Annotated in this window: 17 protein-coding genes and 3 pseudogenes; 7 read left to right on the plus strand and 13 right to left on the minus strand. The window is 70.1% G+C overall.

Annotation, left to right across the window (positions count from 1 at the left end; genetic code table 11):
- Positions 1 to 14: 14 nt before the first annotated feature.
- From FHS42_RS12200 to FHS42_RS12220, 6 genes are all read right to left on the minus strand, one after another.
- Positions 15 to 1691 carry a hydantoinase B/oxoprolinase family protein gene (locus FHS42_RS12200; protein WP_184572010.1) on the minus strand — a complete coding sequence of 559 codons (1677 nt, stop codon included), beginning with the start codon at positions 1689 to 1691 and terminating at the stop codon, positions 15 to 17.
- A complete protein-coding gene (locus FHS42_RS12205) occupies positions 1691 to 3733 on the minus strand; it encodes a hydantoinase/oxoprolinase family protein (protein WP_184572012.1) in 2043 nt (680 codons plus the stop codon). The genes FHS42_RS12200 and FHS42_RS12205 overlap by 1 nt, the downstream gene beginning before the upstream one ends.
- 34 nt (positions 3734 to 3767) lie before the next feature.
- Positions 3768 to 3899: a hypothetical protein gene (locus tag FHS42_RS38180; protein ID WP_281392727.1), complete on the minus strand. Its 132-nt coding sequence runs from the start codon at positions 3897 to 3899 to the stop codon at positions 3768 to 3770.
- A 115-nt stretch (positions 3900 to 4014) separates the two neighbouring features.
- The gene (locus tag FHS42_RS12210; protein WP_184572014.1) at positions 4015 to 4455 is read right to left on the minus strand and encodes a nuclear transport factor 2 family protein; all 441 of its coding nucleotides are present in this window, start codon (positions 4453 to 4455) and stop codon (positions 4015 to 4017) included.
- Positions 4456 to 4641: 186 nt separating this feature from the next.
- On the minus strand, positions 4642 to 5607 hold the full coding sequence (locus FHS42_RS12215) for a hypothetical protein (protein ID WP_221476394.1): 966 nt from the start codon (positions 5605 to 5607) through the stop codon (positions 4642 to 4644).
- A gap of 202 nt (positions 5608 to 5809) precedes the next feature.
- Complete coding sequence (locus FHS42_RS12220; protein WP_184572016.1) at positions 5810 to 6835, minus strand: WD40 repeat domain-containing protein; 1026 nt, start codon at positions 6833 to 6835, stop codon at positions 5810 to 5812.
- Positions 6836 to 7132: 297 nt separating this feature from the next.
- Here FHS42_RS12220 and FHS42_RS12225 point away from each other — a divergent pair, with 297 nt between their 5' ends.
- The gene (locus FHS42_RS12225; RefSeq protein WP_184572019.1) at positions 7133 to 7522 is read left to right on the plus strand and encodes a DUF779 domain-containing protein; all 390 of its coding nucleotides are present in this window, start codon (positions 7133 to 7135) and stop codon (positions 7520 to 7522) included.
- Between the two features lie 155 nt (positions 7523 to 7677).
- On the opposite strand, the gene FHS42_RS38185 is transcribed toward FHS42_RS12225, so the two are convergent.
- The 4 genes and pseudogenes from FHS42_RS38185 to FHS42_RS12245 all read right to left on the minus strand — a co-directional run bounded on the left by FHS42_RS38185 (position 7678) and on the right by FHS42_RS12245 (position 15091).
- Positions 7678 to 10377, minus strand: a complete 2700-nt coding sequence (locus FHS42_RS38185; RefSeq protein ID WP_281392728.1) for an EAL domain-containing protein — start codon at positions 10375 to 10377, stop codon at positions 7678 to 7680.
- 610 nt (positions 10378 to 10987) lie between these two features.
- A complete protein-coding gene (locus FHS42_RS36945; RefSeq protein ID WP_312866856.1) occupies positions 10988 to 12130 on the minus strand; it encodes an NAD(P)/FAD-dependent oxidoreductase in 1143 nt (380 codons plus the stop codon).
- Positions 12113 to 13528, minus strand: a pseudogene (locus FHS42_RS36950) (NAD(P)/FAD-dependent oxidoreductase); the annotation flags it as partial. The pseudogene FHS42_RS36950 and the gene FHS42_RS36945, both read right to left, overlap by 18 nt.
- A gap of 126 nt (positions 13529 to 13654) precedes the next feature.
- On the minus strand, positions 13655 to 15091 hold the full coding sequence (locus tag FHS42_RS12245; RefSeq protein WP_184572023.1) for an FGGY family carbohydrate kinase: 1437 nt from the start codon (positions 15089 to 15091) through the stop codon (positions 13655 to 13657).
- An 819-nt stretch (positions 15092 to 15910) separates the two neighbouring features.
- Here FHS42_RS12245 and FHS42_RS12250 point away from each other — a divergent pair.
- Together FHS42_RS12250 and FHS42_RS12255 are read left to right on the plus strand one after the other, a co-directional pair.
- Entirely contained in the window at positions 15911 to 16906 is a 996-nt protein-coding gene (locus FHS42_RS12250) for a hypothetical protein (RefSeq protein WP_184572025.1), read from the plus strand.
- A gap of 187 nt (positions 16907 to 17093) precedes the next feature.
- The gene (locus tag FHS42_RS12255) at positions 17094 to 18632 is read left to right on the plus strand and encodes an amino acid permease (RefSeq protein WP_184572027.1); all 1539 of its coding nucleotides are present in this window, start codon (positions 17094 to 17096) and stop codon (positions 18630 to 18632) included.
- Between the two features lie 130 nt (positions 18633 to 18762).
- Here FHS42_RS12255 and FHS42_RS12260 read toward each other — a convergent pair.
- A pseudogene (locus FHS42_RS12260) lies at positions 18763 to 18912 on the minus strand (peptidase C39 family protein); the annotation flags it as partial.
- A gap of 215 nt (positions 18913 to 19127) precedes the next feature.
- Here FHS42_RS12260 and FHS42_RS36955 point away from each other — a divergent pair.
- Both FHS42_RS36955 and FHS42_RS12270 read left to right on the plus strand, forming a co-directional pair.
- Positions 19128 to 19511, plus strand: a complete 384-nt coding sequence (locus FHS42_RS36955) for a hypothetical protein (protein WP_246494595.1) — start codon at positions 19128 to 19130, stop codon at positions 19509 to 19511.
- A 51-nt stretch (positions 19512 to 19562) separates the two neighbouring features.
- On the plus strand, positions 19563 to 20222 hold the full coding sequence (locus FHS42_RS12270) for an HAD family hydrolase (RefSeq protein WP_184572029.1): 660 nt from the start codon (positions 19563 to 19565) through the stop codon (positions 20220 to 20222).
- Between the two features lie 798 nt (positions 20223 to 21020).
- Here the strand turns inward: FHS42_RS12270 and FHS42_RS12275 are convergent.
- Positions 21021 to 21320 (minus strand): annotated as a pseudogene (locus FHS42_RS12275) (aldo/keto reductase); the annotation flags it as partial.
- Between FHS42_RS12275 and FHS42_RS12280 the strand changes: the two are divergent.
- Complete coding sequence (locus tag FHS42_RS12280; RefSeq protein ID WP_312866844.1) at positions 21320 to 22318, plus strand: helix-turn-helix domain-containing protein; 999 nt, start codon at positions 21320 to 21322, stop codon at positions 22316 to 22318. The pseudogene FHS42_RS12275 and the gene FHS42_RS12280 sit on opposite strands and share 1 nt — an antisense overlap.
- A gap of 38 nt (positions 22319 to 22356) precedes the next feature.
- Here FHS42_RS12280 and FHS42_RS12285 read toward each other — a convergent pair whose 3' ends face one another.
- The gene (locus tag FHS42_RS12285; protein WP_184572033.1) at positions 22357 to 23763 is read right to left on the minus strand and encodes a C39 family peptidase; all 1407 of its coding nucleotides are present in this window, start codon (positions 23761 to 23763) and stop codon (positions 22357 to 22359) included.
- A 298-nt stretch (positions 23764 to 24061) separates the two neighbouring features.
- Between FHS42_RS12285 and FHS42_RS12290 the strand changes: the two genes are divergently transcribed.
- A complete protein-coding gene (locus FHS42_RS12290) occupies positions 24062 to 24700 on the plus strand; it encodes a uridine kinase family protein (protein WP_184572035.1) in 639 nt (212 codons plus the stop codon).
- Positions 24701 to 24801: the final 101 nt, after the last annotated feature.

Here is a 24801-nt window from a genome sequence, read left to right on the forward strand (position 1 = left end):
GGGCCAGGTCGCGCTCAGTCGCCGATGCCGTACTGGCGCAACGCTGCCTCGGGGCTGACGAACCGGTCGGCGATGTCGGCGCGTACCGCCTGCGGGTCTCGCTTCGTCGCGTCGCCGAAGCCGCCACCGCCGCCGGTGCTGCACCGTACGACATCGCCTTGGGCGAGCCTCAGCCCGTTGGCCTTGAGCAGTCGGCGTTCGTCGGGACGGCCCGGGTTGATGACGACGTCCGGACCTACCGCGTCGTCGCCGCCGAACAGGCCCCACGCGGGCTGCTTGGAGCGTTCGAACCACAGCGACACGGTGCAGTCGGACAGCGCCTCGTACTCGCGGGTGACGCCGTTGCCGCCGCGCCACTGGCCGGCGCCGCCGCTGTCGGGCCGCATGCCGTAGGACGTGATACGGAACGGGAATCGGGTCTCGAAGACCTCGACCGGTACGTCCTTGAGTGAGCCGTTGACATTGTTGATGAGCGCGCTCTCGCCATCCGAGCCACGCCAGGCCCCCCAACCACCCAAGGTGGCCTCCAGGCTGACGTACTCACGTGCCACGCGCGGATCGAAGCCCGCGAGGAGCACGATCATCGAGTCGCCGTGGCTGGCCGCGGCGACGCGTTCGGGCACGGCCGGCGCCAGCGCGCGGCCGACCATGTCGATGAGCAGGCCAAGGTGGGAGAAGTACCACTGGCAGGCGGCGGGGGCCTTGGCGCCGAGCACCGAACCCTCCCGTACCTGGGTGGTCATGGTCCTGAACGAGCCGCCGTTGCCGGGCACGTCCGGGCTCACCAGCAGCTTGTAGCCCACTCGCAGGGCCGAAACCGCTTGCGCGACACCGCAGTTGACGGGGCCGGTCGTCTGGTCGGCGGATTCGGTGACGTCGAAGTCGATCGTGTCGCCCGCCACCGTGATCCGCAGGCTGATGGGTACCGGCGTCTCCAGGTCGATGCCGTCGTTGTCCAGTACGCCGTCTGCGGTGTACACGCCGTCTGGGATGGCGGCGACCACCTCGCGCTCCAGGAGTTCGGTCTGCCGGAAGATTTCGGTGCTGGCACCTTCCAGGGTTTCCAAACCGAACCGGTCCACGATCTCCGTCAGCCGGGCCGAACCCATCTGGATGCAGGCGATCATCGCGTGCATGTCGCCCGTGGTGGGGTAGGGGAAGCGGACGTTGGTGGCGATCGTGTCGATGATCTCGCGGACGAACTCTCCGCCTGCCACCAGCTTTTGCGGACCAAGCCGCAGGCCCTCTTGGAAGATGTTGACCGAGTCCATGGAGCCGCCGGGGTCCTTGGAACCCACATCGATCCAGTGCGCACGGGAGGCCGTGAAGCCGATCAGCTGGTCGTGGTGGAAGACCGGGCCGAAGATGGTGACGTCGTTGAGGTGGGTGCCGCCCAGATAGCTGTCGTTGAGAATCCATACGTCCCCGGGTTGCCAGATCTCCCGCCCGAAGCGCTCCTCGGTGGCCCGGGTACAGGTCTCCAGGTTGCCGAGGAAGATGGGCAGCCCCGCCGACTGGCCGAGGACTTGGTGGTGAGCGTCGAGCAGCGCCACCACACAGTCACCGCACTCGTAGATGATGGGGGTGTACGCGGAGCGGATGAGCGTCGCGTTCATGTCCTCGGCCGAGGAGTTGAGCGCGCTGCGGATGATCTCGACGGTTACCGGGTCAACTGCCGTGGTGGTGGTCATCACTTGCCCTTCACTCGGATGATCAGTGAGCCGATCTCGTCCACGCTCACGTCATACCCGGGCGGTACGACGCTGGTGGCGGTGGCCTCGACGATGACCGCGGGTCCGTCGAAGCGGTGCCCTGCGCGCAGGTCGTCCCGGTGCACGACGATGGAGTCGGTCCGCTGGCCGCCGAAGACGACCGGGCGGGTGCGGTGCGGGAAGTCGGGCCCGGCCGCCTTCTCCAGCGGCTCGGGCTCGGCGCGGCCCAGGTCGCCGAGTGCGGTGCTGCGCAGGGTGACGAACTCGATCGGTGCGCCGGGGTTAGCGTGCCCGTAGCGGCTGTGGTGCATCTCGGCGAAGCGATCGGCCATCACCGCACGGAAGTTGTCCAGTTGGGGCTCGTCCGCGCTGGTCAGTGGCACGGTGAGGGTGTATTCCTGGGCGGCGTAGCGAATGTCCACGGCGTGCTGGACCGTGCGCTGGTCCGCGACGACGCCCTCGCCGGCCAGCGAGGCCAGGCCCTCGTCCTCCATGGCGGTGAGCTTGCCTGCCATGTCTGCGGCATCCAGGTCCGCGTCGAGGAAGAAGTACGGCTCCGAGAAGTCCTTGCGGATCTGCGTTTGGAGCATGCCCCAGGCCGAGAACGCGCCGGGGAACCGCGGCACGATCGTCTCGGCGATGCCGAGTTCGCGGGCGAGGAACACCGCGTGCATGGGGCCCGCGCCACCGAAGGCGACCAGGCTGAAGTCGCGTGGTTCGATGCCGCGGGAGACGGTGATGGTACGGATGGCCTGCGCCATCTTGGAGTTGGCGACATCGCAGATGCCCTCTGCCATGGCGGTGGTCTCCAGGCCCAGATCGCCGGCCAGCCGGTCCACGGCGCTGATCGCCGCGTCCTGGTCCAAGGTCAGCTGACCCGCGGCGAAGCCCTGCGGATCGACCCGGCCGAGCACCAAGTTCGCGTCGGTGACGGTCGGTTCGGTGCCGCCGCGCCCATAGCAGGCCGGCCCGGGGCTGGCGCCCGCCGACCGCGGGCCCACCCGCAGCCCGCCCGCCTCGGCGTAGGCGACGGAGCCGCCGCCCGCTCCCACGGTGTGGATGTTGACGACGCTCATCAGCATCGGCAGGCCCTCAAGGCGGGCCTCCGCGGCGACGTCCGGCTTCCCGTCCACGACGAGTGACACATCGAAGGACGTGCCGCCCATGTCGATGCCGATGAGGTTGGGCCGGTCGGTCACCTGGGCCAGTTCATGAGCGCCCATCGCCCCGCCGACCGGGCCCGACAGCAGCGTTTGGAGCGGTCGCCGCCGTGCCGACTCCGCGGTCAGGACGCCGCCGGATGACTGCATCACATGCAGGGGGACGGACAGTCCGCCCGCACGCAACTCCCCCTCAAGCTGGCTGAGGTACTGCCGTACCACCGGGCCGGTGTAGCTCTCGATCACGGCGGATGAGGTGCGCTCGTACTCGCGCCACTCCTTGGCCGCCTCGTGCGAGAGGGACACGGTGAAGTCCTCGCCCAGTTCCTCGGCGACGATCTCCTTGGCCCGCAGCTCGTGCTGCGGGTTCTTGTAGCTGAACAGGAAGGCGATGGCGATCGCGCCGTGCCCCTCGCGCTGCGCCCGGCGCGCGGCCTGCCGTACTGCGTCCTCGTCCAGCGGCCTTACCTGCGCGCCGTCTTGCGCGAGCCGGCCGCCGATCGCCACCACGTCCCGGCGCGGCACCAGCGGTTCCGGCTTGCGGTAGTGCACGTCGTACAGCCGGGTTCGTGGGCCGCGGGCGATGTGGTACGTATCCTCGGCGCCCTGCGTGGCGAGCAGCAAGACGCGGACGCCGCGCCGCTCCAAGAAGGCGTTGAGCCCCTGGGTGGTGCCGTGCACCATAAAGCTGATGTCGCCCGGAGAGGCGACGACCGACGCCAGTCCGGACAGGACGCCACGGCTGAGGTCGCCTGGCGTCGTGGACGCCTTGGTCGCGGCGAACCGGCCGGTTTCCTCGTCGTAGGTGACGACATCGGTGAACGTTCCCCCGATATCCATCGACACGCGGTAGCGGGTCATGAACCCTCCTTGAGTGCGGAACCTGCTCCGCAAGCTAGAAGGCGCCGATGACGCCGCCATGTGCGGGCCGCACACCCTGCTCACGGTTGCCCGTGCTCCGCGCACCACCGCGGAAGATGCTCGTACGGGTGTCCGGGTGCGGCTGGACCGGCGCGGGAGCGCTCATGCTGCGCTGCGCTGCTCCGCTCTGCGCTGCTCTGCGCTGCTCGGCTCGGCTCGGCTCGGCTCGGCTCGGCTCGGTGAGCCGAGCGGAGGCGGGGCCCCGCTGTCGGGTCGGGCGGTCAGTCGGCGGCCTGTCCGTCCTCGTGCAGATGGGTGATGAGCCAGCCCCCATGGGCGCGCCGTAGCACCGCGGTGTTGCGCAGCAGCCCCGACGGCCGGTCACGGTAGTCGATGCGCAGCCAGTGCCGGCAGACGGCCAGTTCCCCGAAGACGTCGATGACCTGGTCGTACGCGGTCAGTCCGGCCTCGACGGGGCCGCCGCCAGCGCGCTCGGCGGCGGGTCGCTGCGCGCGCACCTGGTCGAGTGCCGGCTTGCCGAGCAGCAGCTGTGGTGTGGCCGAGTCCCAGACGGTGGCCTCGGGGTCGAGATGGGCATCGATACGAGCCCGATCGCCCGCCAGGTACGCCTCGTACATGTCGGTGAACACCGCCCACACGGCCGCAAGGTCGGTGGCGGAGCCGCCGGGGCGCGCGGAGCTACGGGAAACATCGGACGGCATGTGGGGCACCTGTCATCGGGGGTCTTGGGGCGCAGCAGGCCCCGCGACCAAGCCGTAGGCGGGTTGCCGTTGCTGCCCTTCGCACCCTACCAACGCCGAAAACACGGTCCTGAGCAGCGCATGCCGCAAGGCGTCCGTCGAGGCCGGCCACCAAAAGCCCCCGCGCATGCGCTGCCGGCCGGGCCGTCAGGCGGTGCAGTGCTTGTGGGCGTCAAGACGTACCTTGCGACCGGTGAACTCCTCCAGGATGGCGATGTTCTCCGGGGCGTAGTTCGTCGCGGTGATCTTGTCGGCGTCGGGGCCGCCCACGACTCCCGTGTACGGCGCGGACTTCTCCAACCAGTAGGCCGTGCGCAGGAATTGGGTCAGCACCAGGTCGCGCAGCTTGGGTTCGGCCTTGATCTTGGCCCAGTAGTCGGGGTGCTTGTCCTTGGCGACGCGCAGATAGAGCAGCAGGTACCGCAGGTTGGTGGCGGCGATGTCCCTGGCGTTGCTGGCTCCGACTCCCTTGATGAACTCGTGGACGACCGTCACCGACGGCAGTCCGGTCAAGCCGGCGTTTTGCTCTGCCAGTACGCCCTGGAGGAGGTAGGCACCCTGCGTCTTGTCGCGCAGATAGATGTTGTCCATGGAGGTGGTGAGCTTGTCCTTGATCAGCGGCAGGATCTCCTTGCGTGGGAAGCCGCCGCGCACCGGCACCTGCAACGCCTGCTGGGAGCCGTTGATCCAGGCAGCGATGTGCACGTCCCACTTGGTCCTGGACGGGTCGAGGTCCCACATGTGGGTTTCCTCGTGAATCGCCACCATCATCGATTCGGCGAATCCTTCGAAGCTCCTCTTGTTGACGAACTGGTCCCAGTATTTGTCCTTGGCCTGGGCGATCGCCAGCTTTTCGCCGCTGGGCCAACGGCGCTTGTACATGGCCTGGAGGGTCTGCATCCAGTTCGCCGAGGTGAAGGCCGCCTTGAGGTCTCGTAGGTCGGCTTGGGGGTTCGACGGCTCGTCGTAGCAAAAGGGTTCGGCGGCGCTGGCGGGCCGCCCGTCAGCGGTGGGCCCCGCCGGGACGGGGTCGGCTACAGCCACGTAGCCCGACCCGAAGGACAGGGCAAGGCAGCCGGTCAGCAGGCGCAGGGAACGTCGTCCACGGCTCACAGGAAAACCTCGTCTCAAAGCGGACGTGCGGGAGACCTAGCAGGGCCCGGGCCTTCTTGTCGTGTACACAACTTAATAAGCCGCATGGGGCGCGCCTACTTCCACTGCGTCATAACGCGCCGAGAGGGACGCCGGGCCCCGGCGGGTACGGGCCGGTGTCGGCCCGGCGCCCTGCCCCCGGGCGCGGCGCACGCCGTCGCTGTCACGGCGCGGGCGGTAGCACCCGCAACCCGCTGTCGGTGGCGACGAGCAGGCCCATGTCGGGATGGACGGCGAGGTCGTTGACGTAGTCGTCCACCTGCCAGGCACCGCGGGCCCGGCCGTCCCGCACATCCCACGCCCGCACCTGCCCCTCCTCCGTGCCGGTGACCAGGACCGGGTGGCCGCCCGGGCGGTGGGAGCCGACCGCAAGCGCGGTGAGGTCATCGCCGTGCCTGATGGCGGTTTCCTGTGCGATGCCCGTCAGCGCGTCGAAGAAGCGGATGGTGTGCAGGGGTTCGGTGGCCGCTGCGATGAGCCAACCCTGCGGGGTCTGCCCCACCGCGCACAGCGCGTCAACGTTCAACCCGTCGATACGAAAGGCGATCTCCGCGGTCGTCAGGTCGTAGACGACCGCGTAGAAGAGTTCGCGTGTGTATCCACCCTCATCGTCGTCCTCCCACTGCCAGGCGGAGGTGGCCACCACGGCAAGCGGGCGCTGCGGGGGCCCCGCGACGAGCGTGCGCAAGAGCGGCCGGGTATGCGCGGTGGCCTCGGGCAGCGCCCGCAGCTCCGCGGTGCCCGGGTCCCACATCGCACAGGTGCCGCGGGCGACGCCCACCAGCAGCACCCACCGCCCGGTCACCTGCGCGAGGCCGAGCGCGCCCATGCCAGCGGGCGCGTGGGCCGGCGCGGTCCACGGCCCCGGGCAGCCATCGGGCGGGGCGCTGACACGGGTGCGAACGCGGCCTGTGCCGTCCCGGCCGGTGACCTCCAGCAGCGCGGGCACGCCGCTCTGACCGCTGGGCAGCAGCGTCGCCCGATGTGCCACGAGCTCCGCGCACCGGCGGGGCAGCGCAGCGCCCGCCCGCCACAGCCGCGGCTCCTGCCCGGTGCCGTACACGAGGGCGTACGGGCTGCCGGGCAGCGCGCACACGCCGTCGCAGGCCACGGGATCGACCACAGCCGGCGCACCGAACCACGAACGCGGGGCTCGCATCGAAATGACGACCTCCTGACCATGTTCCACCGACGACAGGCGGTCAGGGTAACGCCGGGCGCTACGCGGCTCGTTCGACCCGATCGCCGTGTGCGCTCACACCGTCCGGCGCTCCCACCGCGCGCTGGCCGAAGGGCGCCGTAGTGCAACCATCTCGCAACCTCCTACGGAGTTGGCTGAGGGCTTGTCCGCGGGATGGCTCGGGCCGGCTCGGCAGTCGCGGAGGTCGTACAGGATCGGCTTGGCGCCGCCTCGCGCGCGTACCCGCGCGGTGGTGGCCTCAGCGCATGGTGCGCGCAGGGCGGGACGACGAGGTGGGAGTCCGGGATGAGTGACGCGTACGGCATCTCCCGCATTGCGCTGAGCGAGTCGGCGCAGGAGCTGCTGCGAAAGCTCACCCGACTACACGGGCCGCTGATGTTCCATCAGTCGGGCGGTTGCTGTGACGGCAGTGCGCCCATGTGCTACCCAAGGGGCGAGTTCCGCACCGGGGCCGCCGATGTGTTGCTCGCTTCCCTTGCGGTCGTCGGGCTCGCCGAGCAGATCGACTTTTGGATGGCGGCTCAACAGTTCGAACGCTGGCGGCATACGCATCTCACCGTGGACGTGGTGCCGGGGCGAGGCAGCGGATTTTCGGTGGAGGCGCCCGAGGGCGTGCGCTTTCTGATCCGCTCGCGGCTACTCACCGATCAAGAGCGGCTGCTCCTGGACGGCTGAGCGGCCAGCGCCTTGGCATCCTTCGCCGGGCCTGGCCCGGCGCCCCCGGATGGGCGGCTGACGTGGACGGCGCGTCAGCCGCCTGTGCGGCATGAGGCGGTTCGTGCCCGGGGCCGAGCAGGGCGGAGTGGAGTGGAGTGGGCTAGCCGGAGTGGTTAGCCGCTCGCCACGTCCGTCAAGGCGAGTTGGTGCAGTCGATCCGGCGGGCCCGGGCGGGCGTAATACCAACCCTGCGCCGTATCGCAGCCGAGCAACCGCAGATGCTCCGCCTGCGAACCGGTCTCGACGCCCTCCACCGTCACGGCCAGGTCCAGCGTGTGGGCCAGCGAGACGATGCCCTCCACGATCTTGACGTCCACCGGGTCGGCCGGGTCACGCTGCATGCCAAGGGTGAACGACCGGTCCAGCTTGAGGGTGCTGACCGGGAGCCTGCGCAGGTAGGCGAGGTTGGAGTAGCCGGTACCAAAGTCGTCCAGGGCGATATCGACGCCCAGATCGGCGAGTTGCCGCAAGGGGCGCAGGGCCTCCTCGTCGGCGCCGATGAGGTCGTTCTCGGTCACCTCCAGGCACAGCGCCGCGGGATCGAGCCCCGCGTCGTCGAGGACCGCGACCGTGTCGGCCACCAGGTCCGGGTAGCGCAGTTGGCACGGCGAAAGGTTGACGTTGACCCGCAGTGGAGCGCCGTCATAGCCCGCTTCGCGCCAGGCACGGGCCTGCCGGGCGGCCTCGGTCAGTACCCAGCGGCCGAGCGGCACGATCAGTCCGGTGTTCTCGGCGAGTGCGATGAACTGGTCGGGCCCGAGCACCCCGTGCACCGGGTGCAGCCACCGCACCAGCGCCTCAGCGCCGCGTACGCTGCCGTCTTCGAGACTCACCAGCGGCTGGTACTCGATGAAGAACTCGCCCTTCTCCAACGCCGCGGGCAGCCCGTTGGTGAGACTGTGTCGGGCGATGACGCGGGCATCGGACGCCGCATCGGCGACCTCGTAGCGATTGCCGCCGGCCGCCTTCGCGCGATACATGGCGATGTCAACGCTGCGCAGCACGGCGGCTCTGGTGGTCTCGCCGCGCACACCGCTCGCGACGCCGATGCTGGCACGTACCAGCAGATCGCGGTCCTTGATACGCACCGGCTCAGCGAGCGCTTCGAGCATCCGCTCAGCAAGCTCCATGACATCGCTCTGCGCGGTGGGACCGACCGTCAGCGCGAAGAATTCGTCTCCCCCGGGGCGGGCGACAATCTGGTACGGGGACACGGCGCAGGCTTGCAGACGCTCGGCGACGGCGCTCAGCAGGTGGTCGCCGACGACATGGCCAAGGCTGTCGTTGACGGCACGGAAGCCGTCCAAATCCACGTAGCACATGCCGAACCGGTCGGACGGGTCGGCGGACAGCGGGCCGCGGCCCGTGCTCGGGCCGATGCCAAGGTGTGTGCCGGGGCCCGTATCGGTGGCGGGCCCCGATGCCGTCGCGGAGTGCGGCGTGGGGGGCGGAGCGGCGGTGGTGGGGCCGCCGGAGTCCGGTCCGTATGCCGCTCCCGACCACGGCACGACGCCGATTTCCGGGTCGGCCACCCGCGCTGGGCCGGGGTCGGCCGGGCCGGCCCCGGGGCCGGTATGCGCATCGAGCCCGTCCGCGCCCACGTCATGGGGCGCCGCGCGCCGGCCGTCGGCGGCCGGACGCGGCTCGGGTATCACGACGGGTTCTTGGGGGGCCGCTGAGGCGTCCCGCGGTCTCGACGGGGAGTCGATGGCGGGCGTCAGGTCCGTGACGGAGCTGCCGTCTGACGGCGCAGCGCGGTCCGCGGTGACACCGTCGTCCCATGGCTCACCGCCTCGCGCTAGCCCTCCGTCCAGCGCCGGTACGCCGCCATCCCGCAGCCAGTCACCGTCCAGCGCCGCCCCGCGGCCGGACGTGCCGGGGCGCCCTGGGGAGGAGGACCCACCGCCATCGAGGGTCGCGACGGCCTCGTCGAGGCACTCGAAGAACAGGGCGCGGTTGGGCAGGCCCGTCAGTTCGTCGTGCGTGGCCTCGTAGCGCAGGCGGTCGTGCAGCCTGCGCTGCTCGGTGACGTCCTCCATCAGCGCGAGCTGGTACTGCGGGGCGCCGGTCTCATCGCGCAGCAACGTGACGGTGAGGTTGGTCCACAGCACGCTGCCATCGCCCCGGTAGTAGGGCTTCTCCATCCGAAAGTGCTCGCGCTGGCCGGTGATCAGCTCGTGGTAGATGTCCATGGCCGCCGGTATGTCCTGTGGGTGCGCCCAATCCACGACGTTCTCGCCGAGCAGATGGTCACCGGGGCGTCCGAACATGCGCGCCACCGCGTCGTTGACGAGCAGCACATGGCCGTTCAGGTCGGCCACGCCGACGCCGATGACCGCCCCGTCGAAGACCGCCTGGAAGCGAGCCTCACTGGCATGCAGCGCCTGTTCGGCGGCGGCCCGGGCGGCCAGCGCCTGACGGGAGACGGACTCCTGCTCGCCCTTGGCGCGCTCGCTGAGCGCGTGCGCAAAGCCGGCGGCCAGCGCGTGCTGGAGCCTGGCACAGCGGGCCCGACTCTCCTCCGCCGGCATGGGCCGGTCGGGAGGGCAGTAGAGCACCAGGTAGGCGTCGAGCACCCCGAGCGTCAGCGGCAACCCGCCCGCGTCGTAGCACTGGGCCGCGACAAGCGCCTGCCCGACCTCGTACGCGGGCTGGGTGTCCAGCGGCACGGTGCGCAGCGCGTCACAGAGCCGACGCACCAATGGCACCAGGCATTCCTCGAACTCGACCTCTGGCAGGGGGGTCGCCGTCGTCGGGCGAATCGCCCGGCTCCAGATCCTGGCGAAGCGACGGAGCCGGTCCTCCTCGCTCATCGGCCCCGCACGGTACGGCTCGGCGTCCTGTCTCCCGCTCGGCCTCGCGGTCACGCTTCGTGCCTCACTGCGGCCCGCTCCATCAGTGCTCTCCAGCTCTCCCGGGTGTGTGGTCCGGCTCCGCGCGCCGTTGATGAGCAGACATTACTGATCGCCCGTTCGAAGGGAAGACGCAAACGGAAATCTACGATCCGCATACGGCCGCGGGCCAGGTGGAATTCTGCCGTGCCGAGGGGGGTCGCGTCGCCTGGTGTGCGTGTGATGTGGGCCTGATGAGGTAGTGGGGGCTCACCGGTACAGACGTGGCGTACCAACGCGCCACCGTGGCCGAGGTGTTTCGGCGACCGGCTGATTTTCGTCGTACATGCGTTCCCTCTTTGGCGCTTTCCCGCCATCATGACGTTCGCTGCACCGGCCGCGCCGGCCGCACCGACCCAGTTTGCGCAGCGCGCGCAGTGGCATCCCGTAGTCACATAGCCGTCATGCAGCCGCCACCCAGCCACCATGCAGCCGCCATCCAGCAGCCACCCAGCCGCCACACCCAGGAGGGTCACATGCTCGTACGGGCAACTCGATGGGCAGGTGAGCGGTGTGGGCCCGCCCGTGCGGCTCAACCCCCGTGCTCGCCGATGGTCACGCTTTGATCGGCGAGCGGCCATGGCGCTCCCGCCAGGTAATCGCGTACCGCTCGCGCGGCCACATGACCCGCGAGCACCGCGGCGCGGGCGGGGGCGGCCGGGCGCACCAGGGCTCCCACTGCGAAGATGCCAGGCCGCGACGTGCGGCCCTCGGCATCGATACGCGGGCCGCGGTCGGCAGCAAGCGCCAGGCCCGCCGCCCTGGCCAGCTCGTTCTCCGGTACCCAGGCGCCGCAGAACACCACCGCATCGCAGCGCAACTCGGCCCGCGCACCATCGGTGCGCCGCAGCCGCACGCCGGTGATCTGGCCATGGCGCCCGATCAGTTCGCTCACGGTGGCGCAGCCCAGCAGCGGAACGCCCCAGCCGAGCCTGACCAGCGCGCGGTGCGGCCAGTGGGCCGCGCTCATCGGCATCGCGCCGGTCAGCGCGACGATGTCGGTTCCGGCCCGGCGCAGGGCGCCCGCCACCCGGTAACCGGGGTCGTCCGCCTCCCCCACGACAACGGCGGCGGTACCGACGCGCTGCCCATGCCAGTGCAGCGCGCGAAGCGCCCCCTCCCCCGTGAACACGCCTGCGCCGCGCGCCCCCGGCACGCCCCGCGCGGCGCGCGGGCGTTCCCGGGCGCCGGTGGCGAGCACGATGACTCGCGCGGTGATCAACTCACGCCCCTGTGGCCCGGTGACCTGCACGGTCAACGGGCCCACCCAGTCGGTGACGCCCACCCAGGTACGTACGGTCGCCCCGGCACTCACCGCGGCATCGGCGAGCCGGCGTGCGGCGACCGGCCCGGCCGGGGTACGGCGCATCTCGCGCAGCCCCGGCCAGGCAGGAGGGGCGCACCGCAGTGCGCCACCAGCGTGCGGCTCGCGCTCCACGACCTCGACGCGCCCCACCCCGCCGGCGGCCAAGGCAACGGCAGTGCTGAGCCCGGCCGGCCCCGCGCCGACAACCAGCACATCCACACTCCGCGCAAGCGTGCCCGCACCGGACTGATCAGCTGCGCTTGCAGATACGACCGCCGCAGCGGCGGGGCCCGCGGGGGCAACAGGGGCAGCAGGGGCAGCAGGGGCAACGTGGGTATCACCCACCGGCCCTTCGCACAGCGCCCGCACCGCCGCACCACAGCGGGTGCCCTGACACCGTCCGCTGAGCGCCCGGGTACGGCGGCGCAGGCCATCCAGCGCCGTGGGCGGCACCGTGCTGGCCAAGGCGTCGCGTACCTCACCGCGGCTGACGCGTTCGCAGTGGCAGACCAGCGTGCCGTACTCCGGGTCAGCGGCAATGAGCTCGGGCCGTTGATACGGGCGTGGGAAGCCCTCGCCGAGTTGGGGCATCCGCACCGGGGGCAGTTCACGGGGCGCACCGAGGCCGAGGCCGCAGTCGGCGAGCAACTGGGCGACGTACGCGGCGATGGCCAAGGAACCGGTCAGCCCGGTGGAGCGAATGCCCCCGACCGCCACGTACCGCTGCCGCGGATGCGCGTGAATAAGGAAGTCGTCGTGCTCGGTGGCGGCGCGCAGCCCGGCATAAACCGCGGTGACCTCCTCATCGAGCAGTTCGGGCATGATGCGGGCCGCGTGCGTGCGCAGGAAGGCCAGCCCATCGGCGGTGGACTCGGTCGCGGTCTTGTCGGGCAGGTCCTCGGCAGTGGGCCCGAGCAGTACGTTGCCGAAGACGGTGGGTGCCACCAGGACGCCCTTGCCCAGCGCCGTCGGCACCGGCAGCAGGATGTGGCGCACCAGGTCACGGGCGAGCTTGTCGAAGACCATGAGCTGGCCGCGCCGTGGCGTCACCGTGAACTCGCGGTGACCCAGCATTCGGTTGACCTCATCGGAGCGCAGCCCGGCCGCATTGACCAGATACCGGGCCCGCAACGGCCCGCGCGAGGTGGCGATCTCATGCCGCTCGCCGTCTCCCGCAGGCCCCCCGGCGCCGCTGATCTCGCGCACCCGACAGCTCAGGTGCAGTTCGACTCCGGCGCGTACGGCCTGCGTCGCGTACGCCACAACCGTGCTCCAGGGGCAGATGATGCTCTCGTCCGGCACCTCGAGCGCCCCCAGCGCCCCCGGGCCAAGGTGTGGTTCGCGCCGGCGCAGTGCGTCGGCGTCGATCAGTCGGGTCGCGCGGTAACCGTTGCGCTCGGCCTTGGCGGCAAGCGCCGGCAGCGCGGCGAGCTGTTCCGCATCCCAGGCGACGAGCAGCGCGCCGACCCGCTCCACGGGGATGCCGCTCGCGGTGGCATAGCCGGACAGCAGTCCGTAGCCCTCGCGCACCAGGCGTGCCTCCAGCGTGCCGGGAGTGGCATCGAACCCGGTGTGCAGGATCGCGGTGTTGGCCTTGGACGTGCCCTTGCCGACGTCGTCCGCCGCCTCCACGAGGGCCACCCGCAGCGGGTAGCGGGCCAGCTCCCGGGCGATGGCACAGCCGACGACACCGGCGCCGATGACGGCCACGTCGTACCCCGTCTCGAACGCGGTGCGTGGCAGGTCGCCCGTGGTCGTGACGGTCATGCGGGTCCCTCGCTGCGTGCGGGTGGTGATGCGGGTGTGGTGCTGTTCCGGCGCCGTCCGGTACGGGTGGCTGAATTTCGCCAAGCCAGCCAAGCCAGCCAAGCCAGCCAAGCCAGCCAAGCCAGGTTACGGCGTGCGCGTCAGCAGGGCATCGACGGCCGCTCGGAACGCCGCGCGCCGTTCGGCGGCCTGGTCTGCGCAAATGCGGGGTTCGTAGCCGGCCGCTGGCCGCCAGGCGGGAACGGCCTCGCGCACCGTCAGCCGCGGGTCGAGCCCAAGTCGGGCCGCCGCCCCCACGCCCAGTGCGGTGGCGTCCGGCAGCGCGGACACCTCGATGGGGCGCTGTAGCAGATCGGCCTGGGTCTGCATCAGCAGCGCCGAGCGGGTCAGGCCGCCGTCCACGCGCAGGCTGGTCAGCGGCGCGCCGAGGTCGGTGGCGGCAGCGTCGGCGAGCTCGGCGACCTGGGCGGCGATGCCCTCGCACAGCGCGCGGACCAGATGCCCGGGGGCGGTGTCGAGGCCGAGCCCCGTCACCGCGCCACGCGCCTCGCCGCGCCACCAGGGCGCGGCGAGCCCGGCGAGGGCGGGCACGAAGGTGACGCCGCCGGTGTCGGGTACGCCGCCGCCGACCGGGTCGAGGTCGTGCGCCCCGGAGATGACACCGAGGTCGGCCAGCCAGCGCACGGCCGAAGCGGCGGTGTACACCTGCCCGTCCAGGCAGTAGCTGGGTTGGCCGCCGAGTTGCCAGGCAATGCAGCTCACGAGGCCCGATGTGCCGCGGTGGGCCCGGCCGCCGGTCTGTGCGAGGACGAAGGCGCCGGTGCCGTAAGTGCACTTCGCGGCGCCCGGCTCGGTGACGCCCTGAGCGAGCAGTGCCGCCTGCTGGTCCACGAGCAGCCCGGTCAGCGGCACTTCGGCACCGAACGCGGTGGTGCTACCGACGCGGCTGTTGGCGTCCACGATCTCGGGCAGCTGCTCCCTGGCGAGCCCGTAGATCTCCAGGGCGGGTGGAGACCAGGTGACGCTGTCGAGGTCGAGGAGTTGGGTGCGGCCCGCGGTCGCCGCGTCGGTGACGAAGGCCCCTGTCAACTGGTGGATCAGCCATGCGTCGCTGGTCGTCACGACACCCTCGCGGGTCAGATGGCGGCGCAGCCAGGCCATCTTGGGTGCGGCGAAGTACGGGTCGAGTGGCAGCCCGGTGATCTCCCGCAGGGTCTGGGCGTGTTCGGCCAGTTCCGCGCAGAGCGACTGGGCGCGGCGGTCCTGCCATACGAGAGCATCGGTGAGTGGCTCGCCCGTCGCGGGGTCCCAGGCCAACACGGTCTCCCCCTGATTGGCGAGGCCCACGGCCACGACCGGCTCGCCCGCGTCGGCCAGCGCCCGGCGCCCCGCCTCGATGACGGAGGACAGCAGCGTCCGCGGATCGACCTCGGCCAGCCCGCCGGCCGCGTATCGGGGCCTGACCTCGGAGTGAGCGGTGCCGATCACGCCCCGCTCCGGGCAGATGACCAGCGCCTTCGTACCGGAGGTTCCCTGGTCCACAGCAAGTACGGGTCCGCTCATCGCCCGCCACCGTTCACTGGCCTACCTCGCTCCTTGCCCGGGGGTGATAACCGACCGCATCTTGCCGCAGTTTCGGCGCATCGGGCAGGTCCAGCGGTACGCGAATCCCCTCACGATGCCGCACCCCGCATACCCCTGTGGGCCGTGCGGCCCATGCGGTCGCGCACGGCTGGGCCACATGCGGCGTATGCGGGGCGAAGGGCAGTGGTGTGCGCGGCGGTTGAGCTTGTGTGGCATCCCGATATGCACGCCTAGGCGCACATGACCGTCATCTCACTTTCCTTCCGACAGTGCGCACGATAAACGTCGGGAATTCCACTTCCGTTAGCCGTGATTGCGCCGTGCCTGCCCCAGCGAGCGGCCATTCGGATGGAAATGCACAGGAAAGCGGATGAGGGTCGGAAGGGATACCACCCGGTTTCGCCGATCTGACGCCCTGTCGGTTTCCTAACTGGCGGGATTCCCTTCCCTGATCCCTGTACGAATGCCACCCGAGTATCAGAACATCATCAGTGGACTGCCGCCCCGGCACGGCGATCGACTCGCGGACCGAGCGGCACCCCCGCGCCTACCGCGCACCAGCCTCGCCCCGGTGGTGCGTTCCGCTTCACCGTCGCTCACCACGCACCCTGAAGGACCGATGACCCCCACGCCACGACCCGAGCAGCGCCACGGCGGGGCCCGGACCCGCTCATTTCGCCCACCCTTCACGCTGACAGACCGAGGCTGCCCGCGTGCGGCGCCCAGCGGCAGGAACCGTCAGGCGGGCGGGCCGCGCGAGCCGGGGCGGGGCGCACGGCCGATGGCGGCGGTGGTCTGATGTCCGAAGGCGAGTTCCGCCCGATCTATCACCCGGCCGGCCACGACAGCAGGCTGCGGAACGCGATCCAGGATGTGCGCACGGGCCGTTGGGTGGCCATGCGTGACCTGTTGGGCTCGACCCCGGATTGGGCGACGTGGACTCAGCGCACCCAGGTGCTCGCGGCCACGGCGGCGGGCTCCGATGTGGTGCGGGCCTGGCGATTAGAGGAACCCGGCAATGTGGCTGCACTGGTGATGCACACCCGGGTCCTGGTGGAGCGCGCGGTGCGCGCCCATCGCGAGGGGCACCGGCACACCAGGGAGTTGTGGCAGGAGGCATGGGAGGCGTGCCAGCTCGCTGCACACCACAACCCCGCCGATCCGGTGCCTTGGGTGTGTTTGGTGGCCCTGGCTCAGTTGGATGAGCGGCAGCAACTCGCCGAGCACCAGATGCGGCCCCCGGAGCCGATGCTCTTCCCCGGGCCGTGGGGGCTGTTGACGGAGGCGCACCGGCGCGACCCGTACAACCGGGAGGCGTACCACCGGATGCTCCAGTTCGTGCACGCCCGCAGCGGCGGCGGGCTGCTCTCCGAGGCGGTCAACTTCGCGCGCTGGGCGTCATCGCGCGCGCCCGCCGGCCCTGCCGTGCACGTGTTGCCGCTGTATGTGCACGTGGAGCGCTATCGCGCGGAACGCGGCCATCAGCAGGCGCTCGACCTGCACTGGACGTCGGACGAGGCGCTGCGGGCCGCCGATCACGCGCTGCGTTACTGGTTCGTCTACACGGCTCCAGCGGCCTGCTCACTGCTCGATTTGAACTATCTGGCGCACGCACTGTGGGCGGCACTGCGCTTCGCCGACGCGGCAGCGGTCTTCCAAGCGCTCGGCCCGTACTACACGCCGATGCCCTGGGCGTGCCGCGGGCAGGGCGTCGGCGGTCGTGAAGCGGCCGAGGAGGTGTTCCTCCGCGCCCGCGGCCGGTGTCTGGCGGCGGCACGGAGCCCAGGCCCCTGACCGCCGCTACGCGACCTCGCCCGTCCTTCACTTACCCCCACCCTCATCTGCACCCCTCTTCGCATCTGCACCCCTTTTCGCATGGCCGCCGCTTCCCAGCGGCGTCGCGGCCCGCCTCGGTCGCATAGGCCGTGCCGCTCCCCCTTGTTGTTCCCCCTTGTTGTTCCCCCCTCCGGAGGTGTCTGCCATGTCCCCCACGAAATGGTTCCGTTCGGGCCCCGACGCGCCGCGAGAGACCGCGCAGCGGGACGAGGAGCAACGGCTGCGCGAACTCGGCTATCAGCCGGTACTGGCTCGGCGGATGGGGCATTTCGGCAACTTCGCCATCAGCTTCTCCGTCATCTCGGTGCTCTCCGGATGTATGACGCTCTACGGTTTCGGCCTGGTCACCGGCGGCCCCGCAGTCATGCTGTGGGGCTGGATCGGTGTCGGCCTGTTCGTACTGTTCGTCGGGCTCGCGCTGGCCGAGGTCACCAGCGCCTATCCCACATCGGGCGCGTTGTATTACATGGCCGATCGGCTTGGCGGCCGTAAATGGGGCTGGTACACAGGCTGGCTCAATCTGCTCGGGCTGCTTGGCGCCATCGCCGGAATTGACTACGGAGCTGCGCTGTTCACCGGCGCCGTACTCAACCTCCAATGGGGCTTCGACCCCACCCCCGAGTCCACGATGCTCATCTTCGTTGGCATTTTGCTGGTGCACGCCGTCATGAACCTCTTCGGTGTACGGCTGGTCAGCGTGCTGAATTCCATCAGCGTGTGGTGGCACCTGGCGGGCGTGGCCCTGATCGTCATCGTCTTGACCGTGGTCCCCGACCACCACCAGTCCGCCGACTTCGTCTTCACCGAGTTCGTCAACGGCACCGGCTGGGACAACCCGCTCTACGTGACGGCCATCGGCTTGCTGCTCGCGCAGTACACCTTCTCCGGGTACGACGCCTCGGCCCACCTGTCCGAGGAGACCTCGCACGCCTCCGTCTCCGCGGCACGCGGCATCGTGCGAGCAATCTGGGTGTCGTGGATCGCCGGCTTCGTCCTGCTGGCCGGCCTCACCTTCGCCATCCAGGACTACGCCGGCGCGCAGAACACCGACACCGGGGTGCCGCCCGCGCAGATCATGCTGGACGCGCTCGGAAACACCGGTGCGGTCCTGCTGCTCCTCGTGGTCATCGTGGCGCAGTTGTTCTGCGGCAACGCCGAGGTCGCCGCCGCGAGCCGGATGGTGTTCGCCTTCAGCCGGGACGGCGCGCTCCCCGGCTCCGGCCTGTGGCGGCGGGTGAGCGCGCGCGCCCAAACACCCGTACACGCGGTGTGGCTCTCGGTCACGGTCGCCTGCCTGCTCGCGGTGCCGTCCCTGTACTCCGAGACCGCCTACGGCGCGGTGACGGCCATCAACGTCATCGGAATCACCCCCGCCTACGCCATCCCGATCTATCTACGGCTACGCGCTGGGGAGGACTTCGAGCGCGGCCCGTGGCATCTGGGCCGCTGGAGCAAGCCGGTGGGCTGGGTGGCGGTGGGCTGGGTGGCGATGGTGACGGTCCTGTTCTGTCTGCCGCAGTCCCGCCCGGTGACGATCGATTCGATGAACTACGCGGTGATCGCCCTGGCCGCAGTGCTCACGCTGGCCACCGTCTGGTGGTACGTCGCCCGCCGTTCGTACGGCACACCAACCTCTTACGGAACGGCCCGCGAACAGGCGGAGATCGCTGAGGGCATCGTCTGAGCCGCGCCCGCGCCCCTCTACTCCCCTTCCACATGCCCGCGCGCCTACCGCTGTCCCGACCAGGGCAGCGGTGGGCGCGCCAACCTACCCACCGGCCGTGGCACCCACGCCTTCGCCGGTTCGCGCTGCCTCAGCGGTGTTCTCCCGCCGCACGCAGCGCCCGCAGTTGGCGAGCGCTCGGCCGGGCTGGAAAATACAGGTAGCACACGCCGCCGGGGCCGCTGACGACCTCGCCCTTGGCGTTGTACCGCTTGGTGCGCAGCCAGATGTTCTCGAACTGGGAGCCGGGGCCCCAGCAGACATAAAACCGGATCGCAAACACGCTGGTCAACGGCTTGGTCTCGCTCCTCAGAGCGAGACCAAGCCGGGCGGTGCTGAGTTCATGCTGGCTTCCGCTGGGGTCCGTTCCGGTTCGTTCGGGTGCGTCGTGATGGAGCCGTGCTGACTTTCACGGAGTGGCTCGCTCTCCGGAGGAACAGCCTGGGTCGGCCCCTCATGGAACGTCTCCAGGCCATCTTCGTGCGCTACTGCGGAGCTCCCATCCAGACCGCCTGCGAGTACGCGAACGCCTGTCTGGACTGCCGCTTCTTCATCACCACCGGCGACTTCCTCAACCAGCACCGACGCCAACGGAACGAGACCCGCAAGCTCATCGGCGACGCTGAGGAGGCCGGGTTCTCGCGCATCGTCGAGAAGAACACCCGCACGCTCGGCAAGCTCGACCCGCGCTCGAACGAAACCGGCAACTTGGCGAACAGGTCGCTGACCTCACCCGGAAACTGGAGACCGTCCACTGCGAGATGTGCCGCCTGCGCGTGCTGCCGGGCGCCCCGGTGGTGGCGCGAGCAACTCCCGGTGAAACCTGCGCTAGACCGGTGAGAGCCCTACGCGGTGAGGGGCTCGCGCTGACATCCCTCTACGCTGCTGATCATGACGCAAAACCCTGTGGAACTGGTGATCTTCGACTGTGACGGCGTGCTGGTGGACAGCGAGAAGATATGCGTCAAAGTGGACGCGATGATCATGGCCGACCTCGGGTGCACGTTCACCGAAGCCGAGATCATCGAGCGGTTCGTGGGCTCGTCCACCGAGGTCTACACAGCAGCCGTGGAGGAACGGCTCGGACGGCGCCTGGAAAAGGGCTGGCAGCAGCAGTACGAGCATCTCTATGACGCGGCATTCGCGGCCGAACTGACCGCTGTCGACGGCATCGCCGAGGTACTGAGGCGCCTCACCACAGGCATCTGTGTCGCCTCGAATGGTGATCACGCCGGCATCCGGCGAAGCCTGGAGATCACCGATCTGATGAGCCACTTCGAGAACCGCATCTTCAGTGCGGGCGACGTCCGCCTCGGCAAGCCTGCACCTGACCTCTTCCAGCACGCTGCACGCTCCATGGGAGTACCAGCCGAGCGGTGCGCGGTGATCGAGGACAGCGCATACGGGGTGCAGGCAGCTCGGGCCGCCGGCATGCGGGCCTTCGGCTACTGCGGGGGCCTTACCCCGGCCTTGCGGCTGGAGGGACCAGGCACCGTCGTCTTCGACGACATGCGCAACTTGCCGGAACTGCTGGCGACCGCCACCGCCTAAGCTCGCGCAGCCCTTCGTCCGGAGCCGCTGAAGCGACATGCCCATCTCACAAAGCAGCACGTCAGATCAGTCCTTGCGACTGGGAGATCGACGTCACCCCGAAGAGGAGGATGCCGTTGCACAGCAACCGCCCCCCTGCTCCGGGTGGCTAGCAACCGAACGAGCGGCCTGACCATCTGGACAACGCGCGGCGAGACACTCCGGTTTTTCCTGATACATCGTCAAGTCCTCTTGCTACACAGCGCCCTCACCGTCGGAGGCGGGCTCAGGACCCTGGGGGAGGTCCGGTAACAACGGTGAGGGCGCCGATCTTGGTGGGTGATGAAGGTTCTTGGTGTTCTGGCCGACGACTACTTCTCGTCGTGCAGAGCGCTGGCCGTACCGCTCAGCCACCGGCCGTACCGGTGCGATGTATGGGGCGACGTTGCCTCCGGGCGGCGGCGGGGCGTCGCGGCTGTCTCCGTCATCAACAGAGCCACTCCGTCTGCTCGTCGGCGCTCACCATCCGCGCCCCGGTGAAGAGGCGCCGCGCCCAGGGAGCAAACTCCTGACGCACCTAAGCGCCGGGCTGACTTCTTCTGTCTCGTTCACGGCTCAGACGCTCCTGAGGCCCACGAGCACGCGCCCGATCATGTTCGGTTCGGCCCGTGCAGCCTGCGGCTTCCCTCGACCAACCGTTGCGTGCTGAGCAGGAGAGCGCGTCGTTCTCTCATCCTCGCCAACTGGGCTGGCGGGTACGAGAGGCAGGGCAGACAGGCTGATTAGCAGAAGTGGATCACAGCGCCGTGGGGGCCCTGCTCATGCCGTCTCATGGTGGAGGGGGTCCAAGGCGATCAGTTCTTCCACCGACAGGCGCAGGGAGCCGACAGCGACGTTCTGGGCGAGGTGGTCGAGGTCGCCGGTGCCGGGGATGGCCAGGACGTGGGGGCCCTGGTGGAGTGTCCACGCCAGCCGGATCTGGGCTGCGCTCACACCGTGGGCGCGGGCGATGGCGTGCACCTCCGGGCCGTGGTCGGTGGTCGCGCCTCCATCGCGTCCGGTGCCGGCGATCGAGTAGAACGGCACGAACGCGATGCGCTGTTCACCGCAAGTGAGGAGTGGTTGTCCTGGCAGAGCTGGCGTTCTCGACGAGCGATCTGGCGCAGGTGCGGTTCGCCGTCTCACCGATGTGGGAGGTCGCGCCCAGCTTCCGACTGCTGACATCCGCCGCCGCGCATCCCATCCACCGACCCTGGGCCGACCAGGTACGCCCACGTGTGGTGGCCGCCGGGTTGAACCGTGGCTGGCTCCGCGAGCTGGTCCCTCCCACCGGCGGCTACGTCCCCGACTTCCTCAACCCCGCCCCCGCCGGGCCGGCCCCCACCCCGGCGGCAGAGCGCGACGCGATCCGGGCCTCGCCCACCGACCGGGTGCGCCAGGACCTCGACCACCTCGCCCGCCACCAGGGAAATCTCGGCCCCCGGCTGCGAGCCCTGCACAACGGCCCACAGGGACTTCTGGCCAAAGTCGCAGCAGAGCTCGAAACGTACTGGGAGCTGGTACTCGCCCCCTACTGGGCACGAATCCGGGCAGTCCTGGACGCAGACATCCTCTACCGGGCCCGCCTGGCCGCCGAGCACGGCGCCGGCCACCTCCTCAACGCTCTGCACACCTCCGTGAGCTGGGACGACAACGCGCTCCGGATGTCCCGCAGAAAGCGGCCACTGACCCGCACGACGGCAGGCACGGGACTGCTGCTGATCCCCTCAGTCTTCACCGGACCAGGGTTGCGCACCCGAACGACGCCGCCGGACCCGCCCCAACTCGCCTATCCGGCGCGCGGTGTCGGCTCACTATGGACGAAGCACCCCGTCCCCCAGACCGACACCCTCTCCGCCGTACTCGGCCGCTCGCGGACCCTGCTGCTCACCGAGTTGGAGATCCCGGCCTCCACCACACAGCTGGCCCACCGCACCGGACTCTCCCCCGCAGGGGTATCCCAGAACCTCACCGCGCTTCGCAACGCGGGCCTAGTCAGCGCCCACCGCGCCGGCCGCTCCGTTTACTACGCCCGCACCGCCGCAGCCGAAGCCCTTCTCCAAGCCGCCTCCGCCTGACCTCACGTGAACCCCCGAAGGACTTCGAGAGCCGACCTCTATCGGGGTACACCTGCGCCGAAAATCCCCAGCTCTGTGAGCACCCGGTGCTGAGTTGGTGCTGGCCTGACCGGGAAGTAGAGGTAGCAGATTCCTCCTGAACCGCTCTTGACCTGGCCTTTTTCGTCGTACCGCTTGGTCCGCAGCCAGATGTTCTCGAACTCGCGGCGCCGATAGATGCGGCGCACCGCCTCGTTGTCCTTGCTCGCCGGGTCGCCTGCGATGACATCGCCGTCCGACGTGAAGCCGATGACGGTCATCAGATGGCCCGCGGTGCCGTAGCCGGCGCCGGTCAACTCGGTGGGCAGGAAGGACTGCGAGGTGATCAGCGGGATGCCGGCGGCGATCAGCTTCTCGGCATCGGTGAGCGTGTCGAGGCGGGTCACCAAGGCGGTCAGGTCCCGGTAGGTGGCCGCGTAGGCGGCGTTGAAGGGCCAGTTGCCGCAGCCGTTGTACTGGTAGTCGAAGGTGAACCGGGCCGCATGGCAGATCTGCGGGTCGGCGTAGTCGGGGTTGACCCAGGCAAGGTCTTGCTCGGTGGGCTTACGCCCCCAGTATTCGATGATCATCTGCGATGAGGTGGGGCTGCACCACGCCTCGCCGCCGTTGTCGTACTCCGGGTACTGGCCCTTGTGGACCTCCTGCGAGTAACGCGGCACGGTCAGTTCGCGCCCCGCGCCCACGCCAGGCTCGGACGCCGGCACGGTGAACCGGTCGGGCACGTTGGAGCCCATGGCGCCCACCCGCCACACCGTGGGCGTCACCGAGGTGCCCGGGCGGCGGTAGAGAGTGAGCCGCAGCCGGTAGGCGGCGATCCGCAGGCCCTCGCCGGCCGGGCCCGAGTCGATGGACAGGGTATCCGTCCACACGGTGCTCTTCGTGTCCCGCTGGTCATCGACGGAGGTACGCCGGATGTCGAGGTCGCCCGCCGCCCACCGGCCCATCACATACCAGGGGCTCAGCGTGCCATCGGTGTACCCCGCGCGGATCTCGACCTGGAGCCAGGTCCCCTCGGGGGTGTGCGCGTTCCACGAGACGATGGCCTCGTTCGCCGGCGTGGGCAGGGTGTGCACCGGCCCGGTCCAGGTGGCGTACGCCCAGGCGGCCTTGGTGCCGGTGTGCGGGTCGGTGTACTCGGTGGTCCCGGCCGGTTTCACGATGACGATGCCGGGCCGCGCCCCATCTCGCACCCGCACCCCGCGCACGGCGCCCTCCCGCCAGTCCGCGCTGGTGGTCCAGGCCCGGCAGTCCACGGTTGATCCGCCAGCGTTGGACGCCGCCTTGCGCGCCCCGCCCGCGCCATCGTCAGGGCCGGCGGCGCCGCGCGCTGAGGAGACGGCGGCCAGACTCGCGGTGGCACCGAGCGCGGCGGCCAGCAGGGTACGCCGTGGGGTCAGTCTGCTCATGGTGGGATTCCCCCAGTCATCCGATGTGACGGCAGGTGCACGACAGGTGGCCCCACTATGACCGCTGCGCGTCATCGGGGGCCAGTGACGCGTCGTACGACGCGCGTTTGCCACGGACATGGCTGCATGCCCGGCGATGCGTCCGCCGGTGCACTCGGTGGTGCGCCCGGCAGCACGCCCGGCGGTGCCGCCCCGGTAGTGCGCCCGGCAGGGCGCGCCTCGGCAGCGCCCCGCGGCACGGCCGGTGCCCAGCGGGCGTGCCCGGCTGCGGGCGGCCCCCTGACCGTAGGGTGACCCGGTGACCGCCCGCACTGATCCCTCGCTCGTCCAGCTCGCCGAGCGACTGCGCGCGCTACCGCCGTCTTGCGGCCCGGTCCGCCTCGTGGCCGTGGACGGCCACGCCGGGTCCGGCAAAACCACCTTCGCGGACCGCCTGGCCGCGGCTCTCGGTGGCGCCCCGGTGCTGCACCTCGACGATGTGGCCACCCACGCGGAACTTTTTGGCTGGACGGGCCGACTACACGAGCAGGTGCTGCGCCCGCTGGCGCGGGGCGCCGACGCGCATTACGAGACATACGACTGGCATGCGCGCCGGTTCACCGACCAGCGCACGCTGCCGCCTGCTCCGGTGGTCCTCATCGAGGGCGTCGGCGCCGGGCGGCGCGCGGTGCGGCCGTTTTTGGCAAGCCTGTTGTGGATGGAGTTGGCAGCACAGGACTCCTGGCGCAGGGGACAACGACGGGATGGACCCGAGATGTCCGGGTTCTGGAAGGGGTGGCTGGCAGCAGAGGGCGAGCATTTCGCCGCCGACCCATCCCGCCCCTACGCCCATGCCCTGGTTCTCCAGCGACGCACCGGGCGCAGAGCAACGGAAGGGAAGACGGAGGAGTGCGTCGAGGGGTACGTGGTGCTGCCGGGTCCCGGTGTCGCCGCGTGAGCCAGCGTTCGCCTCACTCTGCGTAAACGCCACCGCCATGCCACCCACCGCACCGGAACACAGCCAGACAAGTGCCTCAACTCGGCTTGACCCGGGGGCCA

It is taken from the genome of Streptomyces zagrosensis, assembly GCF_014203645.1.
GTDB classification, from domain to species: Bacteria; Actinomycetota; Actinomycetes; order Streptomycetales; family Streptomycetaceae; genus Streptomyces; species Streptomyces zagrosensis.

Bases quoted from the DNA above. Each gene is read 5' to 3' on its own strand.
- FHS42_RS12250 (WP_184572025.1), top strand. From the start codon at position 15,911: ATGTCCGAAGGCGAGTTCCGCCCGATCTATCACCCGGCCGGCCACGAC.
- FHS42_RS12225 (WP_184572019.1), top strand. From the start codon at position 7,133: ATGAGTGACGCGTACGGCATCTCCCGCATTGCGCTGAGCGAGTCGGCG.
- FHS42_RS12200 (WP_184572010.1), bottom strand. From the start codon at position 1,691: ATGACCACCACCACGGCAGTTGACCCGGTAACCGTCGAGATCATCCGC.
- FHS42_RS36955 (WP_246494595.1), top strand. From the start codon at position 19,128: ATGGAACGTCTCCAGGCCATCTTCGTGCGCTACTGCGGAGCTCCCATC.
- FHS42_RS38180 (WP_281392727.1), bottom strand. From the start codon at position 3,899: ATGAGCGCTCCCGCGCCGGTCCAGCCGCACCCGGACACCCGTACGAGC.
- FHS42_RS38185 (WP_281392728.1), bottom strand. From the start codon at position 10,377: ATGAGCGAGGAGGACCGGCTCCGTCGCTTCGCCAGGATCTGGAGCCGG.
- FHS42_RS12270 (WP_184572029.1), top strand. From the start codon at position 19,563: ATGACGCAAAACCCTGTGGAACTGGTGATCTTCGACTGTGACGGCGTG.
- FHS42_RS12255 (WP_184572027.1), top strand. From the start codon at position 17,094: ATGTCCCCCACGAAATGGTTCCGTTCGGGCCCCGACGCGCCGCGAGAG.
- FHS42_RS12285 (WP_184572033.1), bottom strand. From the start codon at position 23,763: ATGAGCAGACTGACCCCACGGCGTACCCTGCTGGCCGCCGCGCTCGGT.
- FHS42_RS12205 (WP_184572012.1), bottom strand. From the start codon at position 3,733: ATGACCCGCTACCGCGTGTCGATGGATATCGGGGGAACGTTCACCGAT.
- FHS42_RS12210 (WP_184572014.1), bottom strand. From the start codon at position 4,455: ATGCCGTCCGATGTTTCCCGTAGCTCCGCGCGCCCCGGCGGCTCCGCC.
- FHS42_RS12245 (WP_184572023.1), bottom strand. From the start codon at position 15,091: ATGAGCGGACCCGTACTTGCTGTGGACCAGGGAACCTCCGGTACGAAG.